The organism is Kitasatospora sp. NPDC093806 (assembly GCF_040683335.1).
Taxonomy (GTDB): domain Bacteria; phylum Actinomycetota; class Actinomycetes; order Streptomycetales; family Streptomycetaceae; genus Kitasatospora.
This window is the reverse complement of the sequence record NZ_JBFBDO010000001.1, coordinates 154,558-171,102: the sequence shown is the minus strand read 5'-3', so window position 1 is coordinate 171,102 and position 16,545 is coordinate 154,558. Positions and strand designations below refer to the sequence as shown.

Here is a 16,545-nt window from a genome sequence, read left to right as displayed (position 1 = left end):
GGTGGCCGGACAATGAAGTGCACTTCGCTCTTTCAGGTGTAGTCCACTACACCCCAACGGCGATGGCTAGTGGATGACGATGCCGCCGTTGCCGGTGCGGACGGTGAGGGTGCGGGTCGCGTCGCGGCCGAGCGGGAGGGTCACCTGCGGGGGAGCGCCGCCCGCGCTGCGGGCCTCGATCGAGTACTCGGCGCCGCCCGGCACCGACAGGTCGGCCCCGCCGTCGCCGGTGGTGATCTCGACGCCGGCCGGGGGCGCGGCGAAGGCGGCCCGGACGCCGCCCGACCCGGTGGTGATCCGGGCACTGGGCGAGCGGCTGTCGGTCACCGTCACCTCGCCCGAGTCGTTGCGCAGCGTCAGCGGACCGGCCGAGCCGAGGACCCGGATCGGGCCGGTGCGGCTGGTCACGTCCAGCGGCCCGCCGAGCCCGGCGGCCGTGATCTCGCCGCTGACGGAGTCGACGGTGGCGGCCAGCCCGGCCGGCACGGTGACCCGCAGCTGGAGCGAGCACTCGGTGCCGCACTCCGCGTGGACGGTCACCTCGCCGTCGGCGGCGGCGACCGCGACCCGGGGCGCCGTCCCGAGGTAGCTGCCGGTCGCCGTGACCCGCACCACCGAGTCGTCGCCGGGGATGAGGGTGACGCCGGCGCTGCCGGCGGAGATCCGCAGCAGGGTGCTGTCGGCGGCGTCGGCGCGCAGCGTCTCGGCGTAGCCGCGGTCGGCGGCGAGCAGCGTGACGATCCCCCAGCAGGCGGCGGCGACCGAGGCGGCCAGGACGGTGAGTCCTGCGCTGATGATCCAACGCGGCCGGGCGGTTGGTGGGGGTGGAGGGGAGGTTGCCGGCGGGAGTGGAGGGGTGGCCGGGGAGGTAGGGGAGGTGGCCGGCGGGGGTGGGGGGGAGGTGGGAGGGGTGCCGATGTCAGGCTCCCAGGTAGCGGAGGACGGCCAGCACCCGGCGGTGTCCGCCGTCGACCTTCGGCAGGTCGAGCTTGGTGAAGATGTTGTTGATGTGCTTGCCGACGGCGCTCATGCCGATCGTCAGCGACTCGCCGATGTCGGTGTTCGACGCGCCCTCCGCCATCAGCTTGAGCACGTCCAGTTCGCGGGCGCTGAGCGCGGCCAGCGGGTCGCGCCGGCCGCCGCGGACCAGCAGCTGCTTGACCACCTCGGGGTCGAGCACGGTCTCGCCGGCGCCGACCCGCTCCAGCGCGGCCACGAAGTCGTCGACGTCGTCGACCCGGTCCTTGAGCAGGTAGCCGATGCCGCCGCCACCGTTGCCGACCAGCTCGACGGCGTACCGCTCCTCGACGTACTGGGAGAGCACGAGCACACCGGTCTCCGGCCACCGGGCGCGGATCGCGAGCGCGGCGCGCAGCCCCTCGTCGACGAAGGTCGGCGGCATCCGGACGTCGGTGACGACGACCTGGGGGCGGTGTTCGGCGACGGCCCGCAGCAGCGCCTCGCCGTCGGCGACGGCGGCGGCCACCTCCAGCCCGGCCTCGGTGAGGAGCAGGACGATGCCCTGCCGGAGCAGGGCGGAGTCCTCGGCGATCACTACCCGCATTGCACGTCCACTTCGATCAGGGTCGGTCCGCCGGCCGGGCTGGTCACCCGCAGCCGGCCGTCCACGGCGGCCACCCGGCCGGCCAGGCCGGACAGTCCGCTGCCGCCGGCGGGGTCGGCGCCCCCGCGGCCGTCGTCGCCGATGGTAACGGTGAGCCGGTCGCCGGCCCGGCGGATCTCCACCCAGGCGGTCCGGGCCCCGGAGTGCTTGGCGACGTTGGTGAGCGCCTCGCTGACCACGAAGTAGGCGATCGCCTCGACCGCGGCCGGGGGCCGGGGTTCGGCCCGGACGTCGAGCCGGACGGGGACGGGGGAGCGGGCGGCGACGGCGGTGAGCGCGGCTTCGAGGCCCCGGTCGGTGAGCACCGGCGGGTGCAGGCCGCGGGCCAGGTCGCGGAGTTCGGCGATGGCGGCGCGGGCTTCGGCGCGGGCCTGTTCGACGAGCTGCCGGGTGTCGTCGTCGCCGTTCTTCCGTAGCCGGGAGACTGCTCGGCCGAGGGTCATCGACAGGGCGACCAGCCGCTGCTGGGCGCCGTCGTGCAGGTCGCGTTCGATCCGGCGGCGCTCGGCCTCGACGGCGCGGACGAGCTGGGCCCGGCTCTCGGTGAGCTCCTCGACCCGCCGGGTCAGGGCCAGGTCGCGGGGCGGGGCGAGCAGGGTCCGGGCGAGCGCGGTGTCGGCCCGGATCAGGGCGCGCACCAGCAGCGGGGAGCCGAACAGCCCGGTGAGCAGCGCGGCGGCCGCGACCAGCAGGGCGGTGCCGGTGTCGTCGACGGTGAGCGGGCCGAGCACGGCGTGCCCGTCGGGCAGCCGGGACCGGTAGACGGGCAGGGCGGCGAGGGTGAGCGGCGCCGCCCAGGCGAGCACCACGCCGCCGTTGGTGAGGACGGAGAGCGGCAGCAGGGCGAGGAAGTAGCCGGCCTGCCGCCAGCTGGAGCGGCTGGTGGCCAGGGCGCGGGCCGAACGCAGCAGCGCGGGGGAGAGCGCGGGGCGCGGCGGGGCTGGGAGGTCGAGTCCGCAGGTCGCGGCGTGCCGGGCGCGTTCGGCGGCGGCGAGGCGGTGCAGTGCCCAGCCCGCGGCGACGATGACCGGCAGACCGGTCAGTGCGACGGGCAGCAGGCAGACGCCGATCAGCAGCGCCAGCAGGACGGTGAGGCCGGCCAGGGCGGCGAGGCCGTCGGTGGCGAGGTGGGCGCAGGCGCTCCAGAGGGTGGGGGTGGCCGGGTACGGGCGCGGTCCCCGCGATGGCCGTGCGTCACCGCTCGCCGTTGCCACCCGTCACTCCCCCGACCGCTCCCCGAATCCGGCGGACCTGACTTTAACCGGGGAGCCAGAGATTTGTTGAGGGTGAGGGGTGGGGGAGAGCGGGGGGTGAGGGGCGGGGCCGCGGGCGCGGGCGACGGGCGGGGGCGAGGGGCCGAGGCAGGAGCCGCCACCCGCTGTCGGTGGCGTGTCAGTGGCGTGTGCGTCCAATGGGTCCGGTCTGTCGGTGCCCGAGAGGGGAGGAGCGGCGATGTCGTTGCAGGACGACTGGGATGCCGTGGTCATCGGTTCGGGGATCGGAGGGCTGGTCTGCGCCGCGTACCTCGCGGCCGGCGGCCGCCGGGTCCTGGTGCTGGAGCAGTACGACGTCGCGGGCGGCAACAGCCACGTGTTCCGCCGCCGCCGCTCCTACGAGTTCGACGTGGGCGTGCACTACCTCGGGGACTGCGGGCCGGGCGGCGTGCTGCCGGCGATCTTCGCCGGGCTCGGCCTCTCCGACCGGGTCCGCTACCGCGAGATGGACCGGAACGGCTTCGACCGGATCGTGGTCCCCGGCGTGGAGATGGACATGCCCGCCGGCTGGGAGCCGTACCGGGCCCGGCTCAAGCAGGCGCTGCCCGCCGACGCGGCCGGCATCGACACCTTCATCGACGTCTGCGCCGCGGTCGGCGAGGAGATCCACTCGGCGATGCTGGCTGCCGAGGACCTGACCGTGGCCGACCTGATGGTCCGCACCCCGGTCTCGGTCCGCTGGGGGCGCCGCACCCTGGCCGAGCTGTTCGACCACTGCGGGCTGTCGCCGCGCGCCCGGACGGTGCTCGCCGCCCAGTCGCCCAACTACGGGCTGAGCCCGCGCCAGGCCACCGTCTCGATGCACGCCTCGGTCACCGACCACTACGTCCGCGGCGCCTACTACCCGCTGGGCGGCGCCCAGCAGCTGGTGGCCTCGCTGGTCGAGGTGCTGGAGTCGCACGGCGGCGAACTGCGGACCCAGGCCCGGGTGGAGAAGGTCCTGGTGGCGGACCGCAAGGTCACCGGGGTCGGGCTGGCGGACGGGACGACGGTGCGGGCGCCGCTGGTGGTGTCCAACGCCGACTACCGGCGCACCGTGCTGGACCTGGTCGGCGCCGAGCACTTCCCGAAGAAGCTGGTGACGAAGACCCGGGAGGCCGTCATGGGCCTGCCGTTCGCCACCCTCTACCTCGGGCTGGACCGGGAGCTGGAGCGCCCCAACGAGGCCAACCTGTGGTGGTACCGGGGCGAGGACATCGACGAGTACTACGCCTCGCTGGGCCGCGGCGAACTCGACCCGGTGCCGTTCCTGTTCGTCTCCTTCGCCTCGCTGAAGGACCCGGAGTCGACCACGGTGTGCCCGCCGGGGCACACCAACCTCCAGGTGATGACGCTCTGCCCGCCCGGCACCGAGTGGTGGGGCCTGGAGCGCGGCCCCGCCGACGGTGGCTCCTACCGCCGGGACGCCGGCTACCAGGCGCGCAAGCAGAAGCTCACCGAGGCGATGCTGGCGGCCGCGGAGGAGGCGCTCGGCCCGATCCGCGAGCACATCACCCACCTGGAGGTCGGTACTCCGATCACCCACGAGCGGTACGTCCGTTCGACCGGCGGCACGCCGTTCGGCCTGGCCGAGTGGGGCGGGGTGGGGGCCCGCCCCGACACCCGCACCAGCGTCGACGGCCTGTACGTCGTCGGGGCGAGCACCCGCTACGGCAGCGGTATCACCGGGGTCGCGGTCGGTGGGGTCGCCTGTGCCGCACAGATCATGGAGCGCCGGCTGATCCACGAGGTGCACACGGGCGCGGTGCTGTCCGACCCGGACCTGTTGCCGGAGCGCCCGGACGGCTGGGACCCGCTGGCCGTCTCCCGCGGCTCGGCCCGGCGCACCGCCCGCGGCCTGCCCCGCCTGGGCTAGCCCCGCCTGGGCTAGCCGCGAGGCAACCGACCGGGCACCCGCGCCCGTGGACCGCGACCAGCGGTGCACGGGCGCGGCGGCGTTCCCGGCCCCGACCCCGTCCCGGCCTCCCGCCCCCGGGCCGCTGACCAGTGCGGACGCGGCTTTGCGCGTGTTTGACACCCCTTCCCGGGATGGGAAAGGCTTGGCGGACAGGCTTTTCCGGCAGACGCGAGGGGGTGTGACCTTTGACCAGCGAGGAACTCTTGGCGTTGCTCGCGGCCGTGGGGCACGCGCAGCGTCTGCGGGTGATCGCCGAACTCGCCGAGGGCCGGATGTACGTGAGCGAGCTCGCCCGGCGCCTGGGCGTCTCCCGGCCGCTGCTCTACATGCACCTGGAGCGGCTGGAGACGGCGGGCCTGGTCGTGGGCCAGCTGGAGCTCAGCCCGGACGGGAAGGCGCTCAAGTACTACGAGCTGGCCCCGTTCGACGTGCGCCTGAACGCGGACACGATCCTCGCGGCACTCCGCGAGGACAGCCAGACGTGAACTGAAGGGGACAAGTACATGACCGGCGCCCTCATCGCCATCGCGATCGTCCTGATCGTCATCGGCGGCATCACCACCAGCACGGTCGCGTACTTCAGACTCCAGCGGCACCGTTCGGACGCCGCGGCGATGGCCGAATACCGTCGCCTGGCCGAGGAGGCCGTCGCCAACCAGCAGGCGCTGAACGGCAAGTTGACGGAGCTGCACACCCGGGTGGAGGCCGTCGAAACCCTGCTGCGCAGCGTCGAGTGACCCGCCGGTAACCCACTGGCCTGCGACTTTCACGGGTCGCTGAATGACGTGGTCCGGCTCTGCGGCGCTCCCTAGACTCACGAGTGTTCCCGCCGAGCCGGCCCGCTTGTCCCGTGGGGCGGACCTGCCAGAGCCCTGCTCTGCCGGGTTCCAGCGTGGCATCGGCAGTCCACCGGCGGTGGACGCCGCGGCGGCCTTGCCTGCCACCACGAGGGAGAGTGATCAGGAATGTTCGGCCCTGGCGTCGACTTCTACCCGGAGACCTTCCCCCCCACGGTCCGCTGCACGGTGCCGGGCACCGATCCGGCGGCCTGGGCCGCGCGTCACCGGGCCGGCCTGGACGAGCTGCTGCACGAGCACGGGGCGGTGCTGCTGCGCGGCTTCGCGATCGAGGAGGCGGGCGCCTTCGAGGCGGTGGCGTCCTCGCTGGTCGACCAGCTGTACGGCGACTACGGCGACCTCCCGCACGAGAAGGACACCGACCGGGTGTACGGGTCCACCCCGTACCCGGCCGAGCAGTCGATCCTCTTCCACCACGAGAGCTCGCACATGGCGCAGTGGCCGAGCCGGCAGTTCTTCTGCTGCCTGCGGCCCTCCGAGGAGGGCGGGGCCACCCCGATCGTGGACGGCCGCAAGGTCTACGCCGCGCTGCCCGAGGAGCTCCGGGACCGCTTCGAGCGGCTCGGCATCCGCTACGTGCGGAACTTCATCACCGGCCTGGACATCGCCTGGCCGGACATGTTCGGGACGGACGACCGGGCCGAGGTGGAGGAGCGCTGCCGGGCCCAGGACGTGGAGTGCGAGTGGCTGCCGGACGGCTCGCTGCGCACCCGGCAGTGGGCGCCGGCCGTGGTGCGCCACCCCCGGACCGGCGAGCCGGTCTTCTTCAACCAGCTGTTCCTGCACCACACGGCCTGCCTGGAGCCGTCCATCCGGGAGCTGATGAGCTCGCTGTTCGGCGACGACGAGGCCGCGTACCCGCGCAGCGCCTCGTTCGGCGACGGCTCCCCGATCGACGACGCGACGGTGGCCCTGCTGCGCGAGGTCTACGACGGGCTGGCGCAGCGGTTCCGGTGGGAGCGCGGCGACCTGGTGGTGATCGACAACATGCTGGTGTCGCACGCCCGGGACCCCTTCGTCGGGGACCGCAAGATCATCGTCGCGATGGGGGACATGGTGGTCCGCCGCGAGGCGGTCGCCGGACGCAGGGCCGACTGAGGCCCCGCGCGGAGCCGACCGAAGCCCTGAGCGGAGCCGACCGCGGCCCCGAACCGAACAGTCCACCGAACCGCAGTCCTCGACGTCGCGGGGCCGGGGCTCGCTGCCCGGCCCCGCGACGCGTGTGCACGGAAACAGCCGTCGAACGAAGGAGGAGGAGCGGCGTTGGCTCCGACAGTGGAACACCCGAGTGTGATCGAGGGCGAGAACCGGCCGGTCGCGGCCGGCTCGGTCGTCGAACTGGTGCGCCGGTACGCGCGGCAGACCCCGCACGCGCCGGCCGTCGAATCCGCCGGCAGCATCCTGACGTACAGTCAACTCTGGCTCTGGGTGCGGGAGATATCCGCCGCGCTGGACGAGGCCGGGGTCTCGGCGGGGGACCGGGTGCTGCTCCGGGCCGACCGGACGCCGGGCGTGATCGCCGCCGCGCTGGCCGTGATGTCGCTGCGCGCCGCGTACGTGCCGGTGGACCCGACCCACCCCGCCGACCGGATCGCCGCCGTGGTGGCCGGTGCCGATGCCCGCGCCCAGGTGCACGACCGGGCCGGCGCCGCCGGGCGGCTGCCCGGGGCGGACGTGCCGTCGATCGACGTGCACGAGCTGGCCGGCCGGGCGCTGTCCCAGGAGCGCGAGCTGCCGCAGCCGGACGACATCGCCTACGTGGTGTTCACCTCCGGCTCCACCGGCACGCCCAAGGGCGTCATGATCGAGCACGGCTCGCTGGTCAACTACGCCTCCTGGTGCGGCTCGGTGGTCGGCGCGGACACCGCCGACAGCCCGCTGTTCGCCAGCCTCGGCTACGACCTGGCGATGACCTCGCTCTGGGTGCCGCTCGCCCAGGGGCGCCGGGTGGTGACCGTGGCCGGACTGTGGGACCAGGAGACGCTGTTCGGCGAGCGCGCGGAGCCGTACGGCTTCGTCAAGCTGACGCCCTCGCACGCCCGGTTCTTCGACGTGCTGGCGCAGCCGCCGGTCTACCGGCAGGCGACCCGCACCCTGATGTTCGGCGGCGAGGGGCTGGACCCGGCCCTGGTCCGCTCGCTGGGGGAGCGGATCGACGGCGTGCGGCTGGTCAACCACTACGGGCCCACCGAGACCACGATCGGCTGCTGCGCGCACGTCTTCGACAGCACCCGGATCCCCGGCACGCCCACCGTGCCGATCGGCCGGCCCGCCTGGAACACCCGCGCCTACGTGGTGGACGAGCAGCTGCGCCCGGTCCGGACCGGCACGCCGGGGGAGCTGGTGGTGGCGGGCCGCGCGGTGGCGGCGGGCTACCTGGGCGGCGTCGGGCGGGAGAAGTTCGTCGACGAGAAGGAGCTCGGCGGCGCGTCCGGCCGGGCCTACCGCACCGGTGACGTGGTCGAGCTGCTGCCGGAGGGCGCGCTGCTCTACCTCGGGCGCCGGGACGACCAGTTGAAGGTCAACGGGCACCGGGTCGAGCTCGGCGAGCTGCGCCACCACGTGCTGGCCGTGCCGGGGGTCGCCAACGCCGCCTTCGACGTGGTCCGCGGGCCGGTGGACAGCCTGGAGGTCTTCGTCCTGCCGGCCGCGCCGTACGCCGGGGACCCGGCCTTCGGCGACGTGGTCCGCCGGGCGCTGGCCGAGGTGCTGCCGTCCGCGCTGGCGCCCAACGACGTGTTCGTGGTGCCGGAGATCGTCTTCAACGCCAACGGCAAGGCCGACGTCGCGGCCACCCGCCGACTGCTCGGCCGAACCTCCCCCGACCTGCCGTGACGGGTCTGTGAGCGGTCCGCGGGTGGCACTCTCAGGGGACCGTCAGTGCCGTGTCAGCGCTCCTCGACACGATGATCGGGACATGACGGCACCACCCACGACGAGATCCGGAGTGCTGCGACGTGACGAATCCCTTTGACGACCCGGACGGCACGTTCCTGGTACTGGTGAACGACGAAGGCCAGTACTCCCTGTGGCCGGCCTTCGCCGAGCGCCCCCAGGGCTGGACGGTGGCGCTCGACGAGGGCCCGCGGGACTCCGCGCTGGCCTACGTCGAGGAGCACTGGACCGACCTGCGTCCGCGTAGCCTGCGCGAGGCGTAGGGCGCAGTGGACGCGATCCGGGCCGAAGGGGTCCGCAAACGCTACAAGAACAAGCAGGCGCTCAGCGGACTCGACCTGGCCGTGCCCGCCGGGACCGTCCTCGGCCTGCTCGGCCCGAACGGGGCCGGCAAGACCACCACGGTGCGGGTGCTCACCACCCTCCTCGAACCCGACGGCGGGCACGCCCGGGTGGCCGGGTTCGACGTCGTCAAGGAAGCGCGCGAGGTCCGCCGCCGGATCGGCCTGGCCGGCCAGTACGCCGCAGTGGACGAGCTGCTCACCGGCCGGGAGAACCTGGTCCTGATCGGCACCCTGCTGCACCTCGGCCGCAAGGCCGCCCGGGAGAAGGCCGGACAGCTGCTGGAGGAGTTCAAGCTGGTGGACGCCGGCGACCGGCCGGTCAAGGAGTACTCCGGCGGCATGCGGCGGCGCCTCGACCTGGCCGCCTGCCTGGTGGCGGCGCCCTCGGTGCTCTTCCTGGACGAGCCCACCACCGGCCTCGACCCGGTGAGCCGGATGGCCCTGTGGACGGCCGTGCGCCGACTCGTCGCCGACGGCGTGACGGTGCTGCTCACCACGCAGTACCTGGAGGAGGCGGACTACCTCGCCGACCGGATCGCCGTGGTCGACGAGGGCCGGGTGATCGCCGAGGGCACCCCGGACGAGCTCAAGCGCAAGACCGGGCCGGACCGGCTCCACCTCGCGCTGGTGCGGCCGGAGCAACTGCCGGCGGCGCTGGCCGCGATCCGCCGGGTCACGGTCGCCGAGACCACGGTGGACGAGGAGCGGCACGAGCTCGCCGTCCAGCTCGACCACGGCGTGGGCGGCATCGCCGCGGTGGCGGTGGCCCTGCAGGAGGAGGGGGTCGAGATCGCCGACTTCGCCCTCCGCCGGCCGACGCTGGACGACGTCTTCGTCAACCTGACCGGCCAGAAGGTCTGACCGGCCGGCCCGCCTCACCGGCCGGTCGGACCGGCCGGCGCACCGCCCGATCCACCTCGACCGATCCGCGGCCGACCGGCCGAACCTGACTCAGTGACAGCCGGCCCGCGGTCCCTGCGGCATGCCCATCGACCGGGCACCCGCGCTCCCGCACCGGCCCTGGCCTCCGGGGGGAGAGCGCAGATGTTACGAATCCACTTCACCGCCGGCGACCTCGCACGGGTGCGGCTGAGCCCCACCGCCGGCCCCTACGCCGAGACGGTGTTCGCCCTCGGCCTGCTCACCCGCGGCGGCGGTCCCGGCTACGCCCGCTGGCGCCGGCAGTCCGCCGCCCGGCTGCCGCAGCTCGCGACCCTGCCCGAGGCCGTCCCGGGGGCGCTGCTGCGCCCGGGCGCGCCGGACGGGCCCGGGGCCGACCCGGCCCGCCGGACCGAGCGGCTGCGCCGGGTGACGGAGAGCCTGCCCGAGGTCTGGCGGGTCGCGGTGGCGCCGTACTGGGACCAGCTGCTCGGCTGCCTGGAGGCGGACTGCGACGCCCGCGGCCGGATCGTGATGACCGGCGGGGTCGAGCGGCTGCTCGCCACCCTGCACCCCAAGATCCGCTGGAACGCGCCGGTGCTGGAGATCCACGGCGCACCCGACGAGGACGTCCGGCTGGACGGCCGCGGCCTGGTGATCAGCCCCTCGGTGTTCCTCGGCCACCAGCCCGGCCAGCTGATCAACGACGACCAGGAGGACGGCCAGCTGCTGCTGGCGGTCTCCGCGCTGCTGGACGCCGAACGGGCGGCCGAACTGTGGGGCGAGCGGGAGGCGGGCCGGCAGTCGCTCGGCGCGCTGGTCGGGCAGACCCGGGCCGCCGCGCTGCGGGCACTGCGGGCCAGCTGCACCACCAGTCAGCTCGCCGACCGGCTCGGCATCTCGGTGGCCGGAGCGAGCCAGCACACCGCGGTGCTGCGGCAGACCGGGCTGATCACCACCCGGCGGGTCCGCAACACCGTCTTCCACTCGGTGACCCCGCTGGGCGTGGCGCTGCTGGACGGCCGGACGGCGCGGCCGGCCCGGTCCGGCGCCGGGCGGTCGGCCGCCCGGCTCTCCCGGGAGCACCCGGCCCCGGCCTCGCACCTGTGGCCGCACCCGTCGCACCCGCCGCACGGCGCGGTCGCGCCGGTCGGTCCGGTCGCGCCGGTCGGCCCAGCGCGGGAGAGCGAGCGGTGGTAGCCCGCGAGGGCCCCGACCTCGAAGTGCTCCGGGCCGGCACCGGCGGGTTCCGGCTGATCTGCGTGCCCTTCGCCGGCGGGTCCACCCGCTCCTTCGCCCGGCTGGCCCGCAAGTGCGACCCGGACTGGACGGTGATCGGCGTCCAGCCGCCGGAGCACCCGCCGCGGCCGATCCGCCCGGGCGGCGGGATCGACGCGCTGGCCCGCTGCTACCTGGACCTGCTGGACGGCGAACTGCGCGGGCCCGGCCTGCTGTTCGGGCACAGCCTGGGCGCCGCCGTGGTGCACGCGATGGCCCGGCAGCGCGGGGCGGACTGGCCGGACGGGCTGCACCTGGTGCTCTCCGCGCCGCCGGAGCCCGGCCGCAGCTCGGACGACCTGCTCTGCCTGGACGACCGCCGGCTGTTCGCCGAGGCGGGGCGCCGGGGGATGCTGCTGGAGCTGGAGATCTCCGAGAAGTTCGCGGTCTCCTACATCGTGCCGGTGCTGCGCCGGGACCTCACCTTCGTCGCCGCCGCGGGCTGGCGGCCCGGCCCGGTGACGGCCCCGGTGCACCTGCTCGGCGGGACCGCCGACCGGGTGAGCCCGCCCGCGCTGCTGCGCCGGCTGGAGCCGCTGGTCGGCGCGCGCAGCAGCCGGCTGCTGGAGGGCGGCCACATGTTCGCCGTCGACCACCCGGCCCGCACCGCCGATGCGTTGGCCGACATCGCCCAGCGGCTGCTTCCGGTGACCTGAGCCGGTCCCTCCCCGCCCCGAACCTCACATGCCGGAGCCCCGGCCACCCCCGTCGCGGGGGTGGCCGGGGCTCCGTCGTGCCCGTCCGGTCCGGCTACTCCGGGCTGCCGGCCGCTTCGGCGGGGCGGCCGCGGAGGGTCAGGGTGGTGCAGAGGAGCGTCGTGCCGAGGGTGAGGGCCACCGCCGCGCCGATCACCGTGGGCAGGATCCACAGCGGGCCCTCCGGCACCGGGGAGCCCAGCACGCTCAGGCTGAGCGGGATCAGCGTGGCCGCCGCGACCACCAGCCCGAGCAGCACCCCGGATCCGGCGACCAGCACGCTCTCCACCGTCATCATCCGGATGATCTGCTGCTTGCTGGCCCCGATCAGCCGCTGCAGCATGAACTCCCGGCGCCGTTCGGTGGTGGCCAGCACCTGGGTGTTCACCAGCGCGATGGTGGCGTAGCCGATCACCATGGCGACCACCAGGAAGGACATCCAGGTCTGGGTGTCGGCCTCCTTGGCGTGCCCGGCCTCGACGGTGGCCCGGGTGGCCACCCGGAGCCCGGGGTGCCTGTCGCCGAGCGCGGCCAGCGAGGCCCGCAGCCTGCCGGTGTCGGTGCCCGGCGCGGCGCTCACCAGGATCTGCTGGACGGTGCCCTCGTCGGTGTGCGCGGCGAGCAGCCCGGCGGGCAGCAGGGCGGTCTCGTAGCCGCGCCGGGCGTCGACGGTGGCGACCACCCGCAGGGTGACCCGGGTGCCGTCGCCGAGCCGCATCGGCACCTGGTCGCCGACCTTGTGGCCGCCGAGCCCGGTGGGCAGGGCGACGGTGTCGCCGGTCAGTGCGCCGAGGTCGCCGGAGGAGACCCGGTAGCCGGTGGTGGCGGCCACGCCGGCCGCGGTGACGCCCTGGAAGAGCACCTCGGTGGGCTCCAGCCGGTCGTCCCGGTCGTCGTTCTTCTTCTTGCCCGCGGGCGGCTCCGGCGGCGCCAGGTAGCCGGCGCTGGAGAGCTGGGCGGAGGCGGCCGCGACGCCGGGCACCCGCCCGACCTCGTCCACCAGGGAGAGCGGCAGCCCGCCGGTGGCGGAGGCGACCACCAGGTCGGCCTTGAGGTTGTCGGTGAACGCCTCCTGGGCCCCGGCGGTCTGGGTGGTCTGGAGGTAGATCATCGCGGTGGCCAGCCCGGAGGCGAGCATCACCGGCAGCACCGCCGCCGCCGTCCGGCTGGCCCGGGCCCGGGTGTTGAGGGTGGCGAGCCGGCCGGCCAGTCCGGTGAAGGCGCGCAGCGGCGCCCGCAGCACGGTGGCGGCGAGCTTGGCCATGCCGGGGCCGAGCAGGCCGAAGCCGGCGGTCCAGAGCATCGCCCCGGGGATCGCGGTGGAACCGGCCTGCGGGCCGTCCATGTTGGCGGTGACCAGGCCGAGGGCGGCGCCGCCGACCAGGAAGAGCACCGCGAACACCAGCCGGGTCCAGTTGAACCAGCGGCGCTGCAGGCTGGCCTCGGCGAGCGCCTCGGTGGGGCGGGTGCGGGCGGCGCTGCGGGAGGCGATGAACGCCGCGCCGAGCGCGGTGATCAGGGCGACGCCCGCGCCGGCGGCCTGCGGGACCCAGCCGGCCCGGAAGGCGATGCTCTCCGGCACCACCCCGGCCGAGGCGAAGGCGTCCAGCAGCAGCCGGCCGACCCAGGGGCCGGGAACGGTGGCCAGCGCGGTGGCGATCACGGCGAGGAACAGCGTCTCGCCGAGGACCAGCCGGCGCAGCTGGCCGGGGGTGGTGCCGATGGCGCGCAGCAGGGCGAGTTCGCGGCGGCGCTGCTGGATGGAGAGGCCGAGGGTGCCGGCCACCACGAAGACCGCGACCGAGGCGGACAGGCCGCCGAACACCGCGGACAGCGTGATCAGGGTCTGGCCGCGCTTGATCACCTCGGGGTTCTCGGCCCGGCCGCGCTCGTCGCCGGTCAGCACCTTGAGCGGCTGGCCGGAGCCGGCCAGCGCGGCGGCGACGGCCTTCTTGACCGGGCCGGGCGCGGTGTCGGGGGCGGTGAGGACGCCGATCGAGTCGGCCTGGCCGGGGTGGCCGGAGACCTTCCCGGCCTCGGCGTCGGAGACGAACAGCGTGCGGTCGGCGGCCGGCCCGTCGACCAGGCCGGTGACCTGGAACTCGGCGGGTTCGCCGCGGACCACCAGCCGGACCTTGTCACCGGGCTTGACGCCGGCCGAGGCGGCCAGCGCGGTGCCGAGCGCGATCCGGCCGGGCTGCTCCGGCGCCGAGCCCTCGGCGAGCCGGTAGGGCGCGAGCCGGGCCGCGGACCAGTTGAAGCCGGTGGCCTTCGGCGCGGACCCGCCGCCGTCGGCCAGCAGCGCGGCGCCGAAGGAGAGCCCCGGGACGGTCTCGGTGACCCCGGGGACGCTGCCGATCCGGGCGGCGAGGCCGGCGTCGATCCGGATCCGCTCCTGGAAGGTGTCGCGCCGGGTGCCGGCGTAGGACTGGTCGCCGGTGACCACGACCGGGGCGGCGGCGAGCCGCTCCGGCGGCGCGGCATTGTGGATGCCGGTCTCCATCAGGGCGCCGCAGCCCATGACCAGGGCGGCGCCGAGGAAGAGCGCGATGAACGACCCGACGAAGCCGCCCTTGTGGTGGCGCAGGGTCTGGAGCGCGAGCCTGATCATCGGTGGGCTCCGCGCGGCGAGTTCTGGGCCCAGGCGCCGAGCTGGGTCATCCGGTCGGCGACCTCGTCCGGGGTCGGCCGCTCCAGGACGCCGACGATCCGGCCGTCGGCGAGGAACAGCACCCGGTCGGCGTGGGCGGCGGCGATCGGGTCGTGGGTGACCATGACGACGGTCTGGCCGGCCCACTGGACGGCCTCGCGGAGCAGCTGGAGCACCTCGCGGGCGGTGTGGGTGTCGAGGGCGCCGGTCGGCTCGTCGCCGAACACCACGGCGGGGCGGGTGACCAGGGCGCGGGCGATGGCGACGCGCTGCTGCTGGCCGCCGGAGAGCTCGCCGGGCCGGTTGCGCTTGCGGTCGGCCAGGCCGACCCGCTCGATCACCTCGTCGACCTCGTCCTTGCGCGGCTTGCGGCCGGCCAGCCGCAGCGGCAGCGTGACGTTGTCGACCACGTCCAGCGCGGGCAGCAGGTTGAAGGCCTGGAAGACGAAGCCGATCCGCTCCCGGCGCAGCTTGGTCAGCTCCTTCTCGCCGAGCGAGGTGAGCTCCACGCCGTCCAGCCGGACCGAGCCGGAGGTCGGCCGGTCGAGCCCGGCGGCGCAGTGCAGGAAGGTGCTCTTGCCGGAGCCCGACGGGCCCATCACCGCGGTGAAACTGCCCCGGGGCAGGCCGACGGTGACGTCCTCCAGGGCGGCCACCGTGTTCTTCGAGCCCTTGTAGATCTTGCGGACGGAGTCGAGCCGCACGACGTCCTCGGGGTGCGGGTTCGGTGTCCCGTTCATCTTGTACTGCCCCTTCCGGGCGGTTCGGGTCGTGGTACGCGGCGGGCGGGTCGGCCGGGCCGGGGGTCAGCCGTGCCGCAGGGCGGCCAGCGGCCCCGGTTCGGCGAGTACGCGCTTGGCCGGTGCGAGCGGATCGGTGGGCGGGCGGAGCAGGGTACGGGCGACCCGCAGGTGCAGCCGGGCGGCGGCGACCAGGGGCCGGCTCCAGAGCGCGGCGAGGAGCAGGCAGAGCAGGGCGGCGCCGAGCGCGGCGGGCCAGCCGTCGATCCACAGCGCGGGGCCGTCGACCGGGCCGAACCGCACGCCGGCCGTCACCGTCCCGTCGGCGCGGGTGGAGTCGACGGCGTGGAACCAGAGCGGCAGCGAGACCCCGGCCAGCAGGACCAGCCAGACCAGCAGGGCGACCGCGTCGAGCAGCAGCAGGACCGGGAAGAGCAGGATCAGGCAGGCGCAGTCGCGGCCCAGCGCGGCGTCGCCGAGCCGGGCCGGGAGCCGGGCGGTCAGGTCGAGCCCGGTGAGGTCGCGGTAGCGGTAGGGGATCGGGTCGGCGACCAGGACGGCGCGGCCGCGTTCCACCTGCGCGCAGCAGCGGACGGCCCAGGCGGAGCCGGCCACCAGCAGCACGGTGAAGCTGAACAGGCTGAGCACGACGCCGACCAGGACGGCGGTCAGGGCGACGGCGAACAGGGCGGGGCCGGTCACCAGGTAACTGGCGAGGTAGCCGCTCGCCCGCCAGGGGGCGGCGGAGCACAGGGTCCGCAGCGGGCCGTGGGCCGCGCCGAGCCGGTCGCCGCGCAGCCGCGGGTCGGCCGGTTCGGGACGGCGCGGCGGCCGGGGGCGGCCCGCTCGGCCGCGGCGGCTCACTCCACGCTCCGCAGCAGGGTCTCGACGGCGGCCAGCCGGTCGTGCAGTTCGGTCAGCCGGCCGTGTAAGACCTCCTGGTTGGCGACGGCCTCCTCGGCGAGGCGCCGGAACTCGGCCATCGCGACGGCGTCCGAGCGGTGCCGCTGGAGCTTGAAGAAGGCGACCGTGCCGGTGGTGATGCCGATCGTGATGATCAGTACGAGGGTGATGGCGATCGCGGCGCCGGTCATGTGCTCGTCCCTTTCCCGTCTGGCTGCTCCCCGCCGAGTGCCGCGAGGATCGTGTCCGCATTCAGGCGCACGTCGAACGGTGCCAGCTCGTAGTACTTGAGCGCCTTGCCGTCCGGGCTCAGCTCCAGCCGGCCCGCGACCAGACCGGCCGTCTCCAGCCGCTCCAGGTGCATGTAGAGCAGCGGCCTGGACACGCCCAGCCGTCGGGCCAGTTCACTCACGTACATCCGGCCGCCGGCCAGTTCGGCGATCACCCGGAGGCGCTGCGCGTGGCCCAGGGCCGCGAGCAGCGCCAGAAGCTCCTCGCTGGTCATCGTC

At 74.9% G+C, this 16,545-nt stretch carries 17 protein-coding genes; 9 read left to right on the top strand and 8 right to left on the bottom strand.

Translation table 11 applies throughout. From position 1 onward, the window contains the following. Positions 1-66: 66 nt before the first annotated feature. The 3 genes from AB0N76_RS00735 to AB0N76_RS00725 all read right to left on the bottom strand — a co-directional run bounded on the left by AB0N76_RS00735 (position 67) and on the right by AB0N76_RS00725 (position 2,838). Complete coding sequence (locus AB0N76_RS00735) at positions 67-612, bottom strand: DUF4097 family beta strand repeat-containing protein (RefSeq protein ID WP_363552062.1); 546 nt, start codon at positions 610-612, stop codon at positions 67-69. A gap of 307 nt (positions 613-919) precedes the next feature. Continuing rightward, the gene (locus tag AB0N76_RS00730; RefSeq protein WP_363552060.1) at positions 920-1,564 is read right to left on the bottom strand and encodes a response regulator transcription factor; all 645 of its coding nucleotides are present in this window, start codon (positions 1,562-1,564) and stop codon (positions 920-922) included. Then, entirely contained in the window at positions 1,555-2,838 is a 1,284-nt protein-coding gene (locus AB0N76_RS00725) for a sensor domain-containing protein (protein WP_363552058.1), read from the bottom strand. Before AB0N76_RS00725 ends, AB0N76_RS00730 begins: the two co-directional genes overlap by 10 nt. A 238-nt stretch (positions 2,839-3,076) precedes the next feature. Here AB0N76_RS00725 and AB0N76_RS00720 point away from each other — a divergent pair, with 238 nt between their 5' ends. The 9 genes from AB0N76_RS00720 to AB0N76_RS00680 all read left to right on the top strand — a co-directional run bounded on the left by AB0N76_RS00720 (position 3,077) and on the right by AB0N76_RS00680 (position 11,704). Further along, positions 3,077-4,753, top strand: coding sequence for an NAD(P)/FAD-dependent oxidoreductase (locus tag AB0N76_RS00720; RefSeq protein WP_363552056.1), 1,677 nt, complete (start codon positions 3,077-3,079; stop codon positions 4,751-4,753). 227 nt (positions 4,754-4,980) lie between these two features. Continuing rightward, the gene (locus AB0N76_RS00715; protein ID WP_363552054.1) at positions 4,981-5,280 is read left to right on the top strand and encodes a winged helix-turn-helix domain-containing protein; all 300 of its coding nucleotides are present in this window, start codon (positions 4,981-4,983) and stop codon (positions 5,278-5,280) included. 18 nt (positions 5,281-5,298) lie between these two features. Beyond that, positions 5,299-5,532, top strand: a complete 234-nt coding sequence (locus AB0N76_RS00710) for a hypothetical protein (RefSeq protein ID WP_363552052.1) — start codon at positions 5,299-5,301, stop codon at positions 5,530-5,532. Between the two features lie 228 nt (positions 5,533-5,760). Next, positions 5,761-6,750 (top strand): TauD/TfdA family dioxygenase, encoded by a 990-nt coding sequence (locus tag AB0N76_RS00705; protein ID WP_363552050.1) that lies wholly within the window; start codon positions 5,761-5,763, stop codon positions 6,748-6,750. Positions 6,751-6,915: 165 nt separating this feature from the next. After that, a complete protein-coding gene (locus AB0N76_RS00700) occupies positions 6,916-8,487 on the top strand; it encodes an amino acid adenylation domain-containing protein (RefSeq protein WP_363552048.1) in 1,572 nt (523 codons plus the stop codon). A 122-nt stretch (positions 8,488-8,609) separates the two neighbouring features. Continuing rightward, positions 8,610-8,810 (top strand): MbtH family protein, encoded by a 201-nt coding sequence (locus AB0N76_RS00695; RefSeq protein WP_363552046.1) that lies wholly within the window; start codon positions 8,610-8,612, stop codon positions 8,808-8,810. Positions 8,811-8,816: 6 nt separating this feature from the next. After that, positions 8,817-9,752 (top strand): ATP-binding cassette domain-containing protein, encoded by a 936-nt coding sequence (locus AB0N76_RS00690; RefSeq protein WP_363552044.1) that lies wholly within the window; start codon positions 8,817-8,819, stop codon positions 9,750-9,752. A gap of 183 nt (positions 9,753-9,935) precedes the next feature. Next, on the top strand, positions 9,936-10,970 hold the full coding sequence (locus AB0N76_RS00685; protein WP_363552042.1) for a helix-turn-helix domain-containing protein: 1,035 nt from the start codon (positions 9,936-9,938) through the stop codon (positions 10,968-10,970). Further along, positions 10,964-11,704 carry an alpha/beta fold hydrolase gene (locus tag AB0N76_RS00680; protein WP_363552040.1) on the top strand — a complete coding sequence of 247 codons (741 nt, stop codon included), beginning with the start codon at positions 10,964-10,966 and terminating at the stop codon, positions 11,702-11,704. The genes AB0N76_RS00685 and AB0N76_RS00680 overlap by 7 nt, the downstream gene beginning before the upstream one ends. Before the next feature lie 94 nt (positions 11,705-11,798). Here AB0N76_RS00680 and AB0N76_RS00675 read toward each other — a convergent pair whose 3' ends face one another. The 5 genes from AB0N76_RS00675 to AB0N76_RS00655 all read right to left on the bottom strand — a co-directional run bounded on the left by AB0N76_RS00675 (position 11,799) and on the right by AB0N76_RS00655 (position 16,541). Further along, on the bottom strand, positions 11,799-14,354 hold the full coding sequence (locus AB0N76_RS00675) for an FtsX-like permease family protein (protein WP_363552038.1): 2,556 nt from the start codon (positions 14,352-14,354) through the stop codon (positions 11,799-11,801). Further along, complete coding sequence (locus tag AB0N76_RS00670) at positions 14,351-15,133, bottom strand: ABC transporter ATP-binding protein (RefSeq protein ID WP_363552036.1); 783 nt, start codon at positions 15,131-15,133, stop codon at positions 14,351-14,353. Before AB0N76_RS00670 ends, AB0N76_RS00675 begins: the two co-directional genes overlap by 4 nt. A 66-nt stretch (positions 15,134-15,199) precedes the next feature. Then, a complete protein-coding gene (locus tag AB0N76_RS00665) occupies positions 15,200-15,997 on the bottom strand; it encodes a sensor domain-containing protein (protein ID WP_363552034.1) in 798 nt (265 codons plus the stop codon). Beyond that, positions 15,994-16,227, bottom strand: a complete 234-nt coding sequence (locus AB0N76_RS00660) for a hypothetical protein (RefSeq protein ID WP_363552032.1) — start codon at positions 16,225-16,227, stop codon at positions 15,994-15,996. Before AB0N76_RS00660 ends, AB0N76_RS00665 begins: the two co-directional genes overlap by 4 nt. Beyond that, positions 16,224-16,541 carry a winged helix-turn-helix domain-containing protein gene (locus AB0N76_RS00655; RefSeq protein WP_363552030.1) on the bottom strand — a complete coding sequence of 106 codons (318 nt, stop codon included), beginning with the start codon at positions 16,539-16,541 and terminating at the stop codon, positions 16,224-16,226. Before AB0N76_RS00655 ends, AB0N76_RS00660 begins: the two co-directional genes overlap by 4 nt. Between the last annotated feature and the right edge of the window lie 4 nt (positions 16,542-16,545).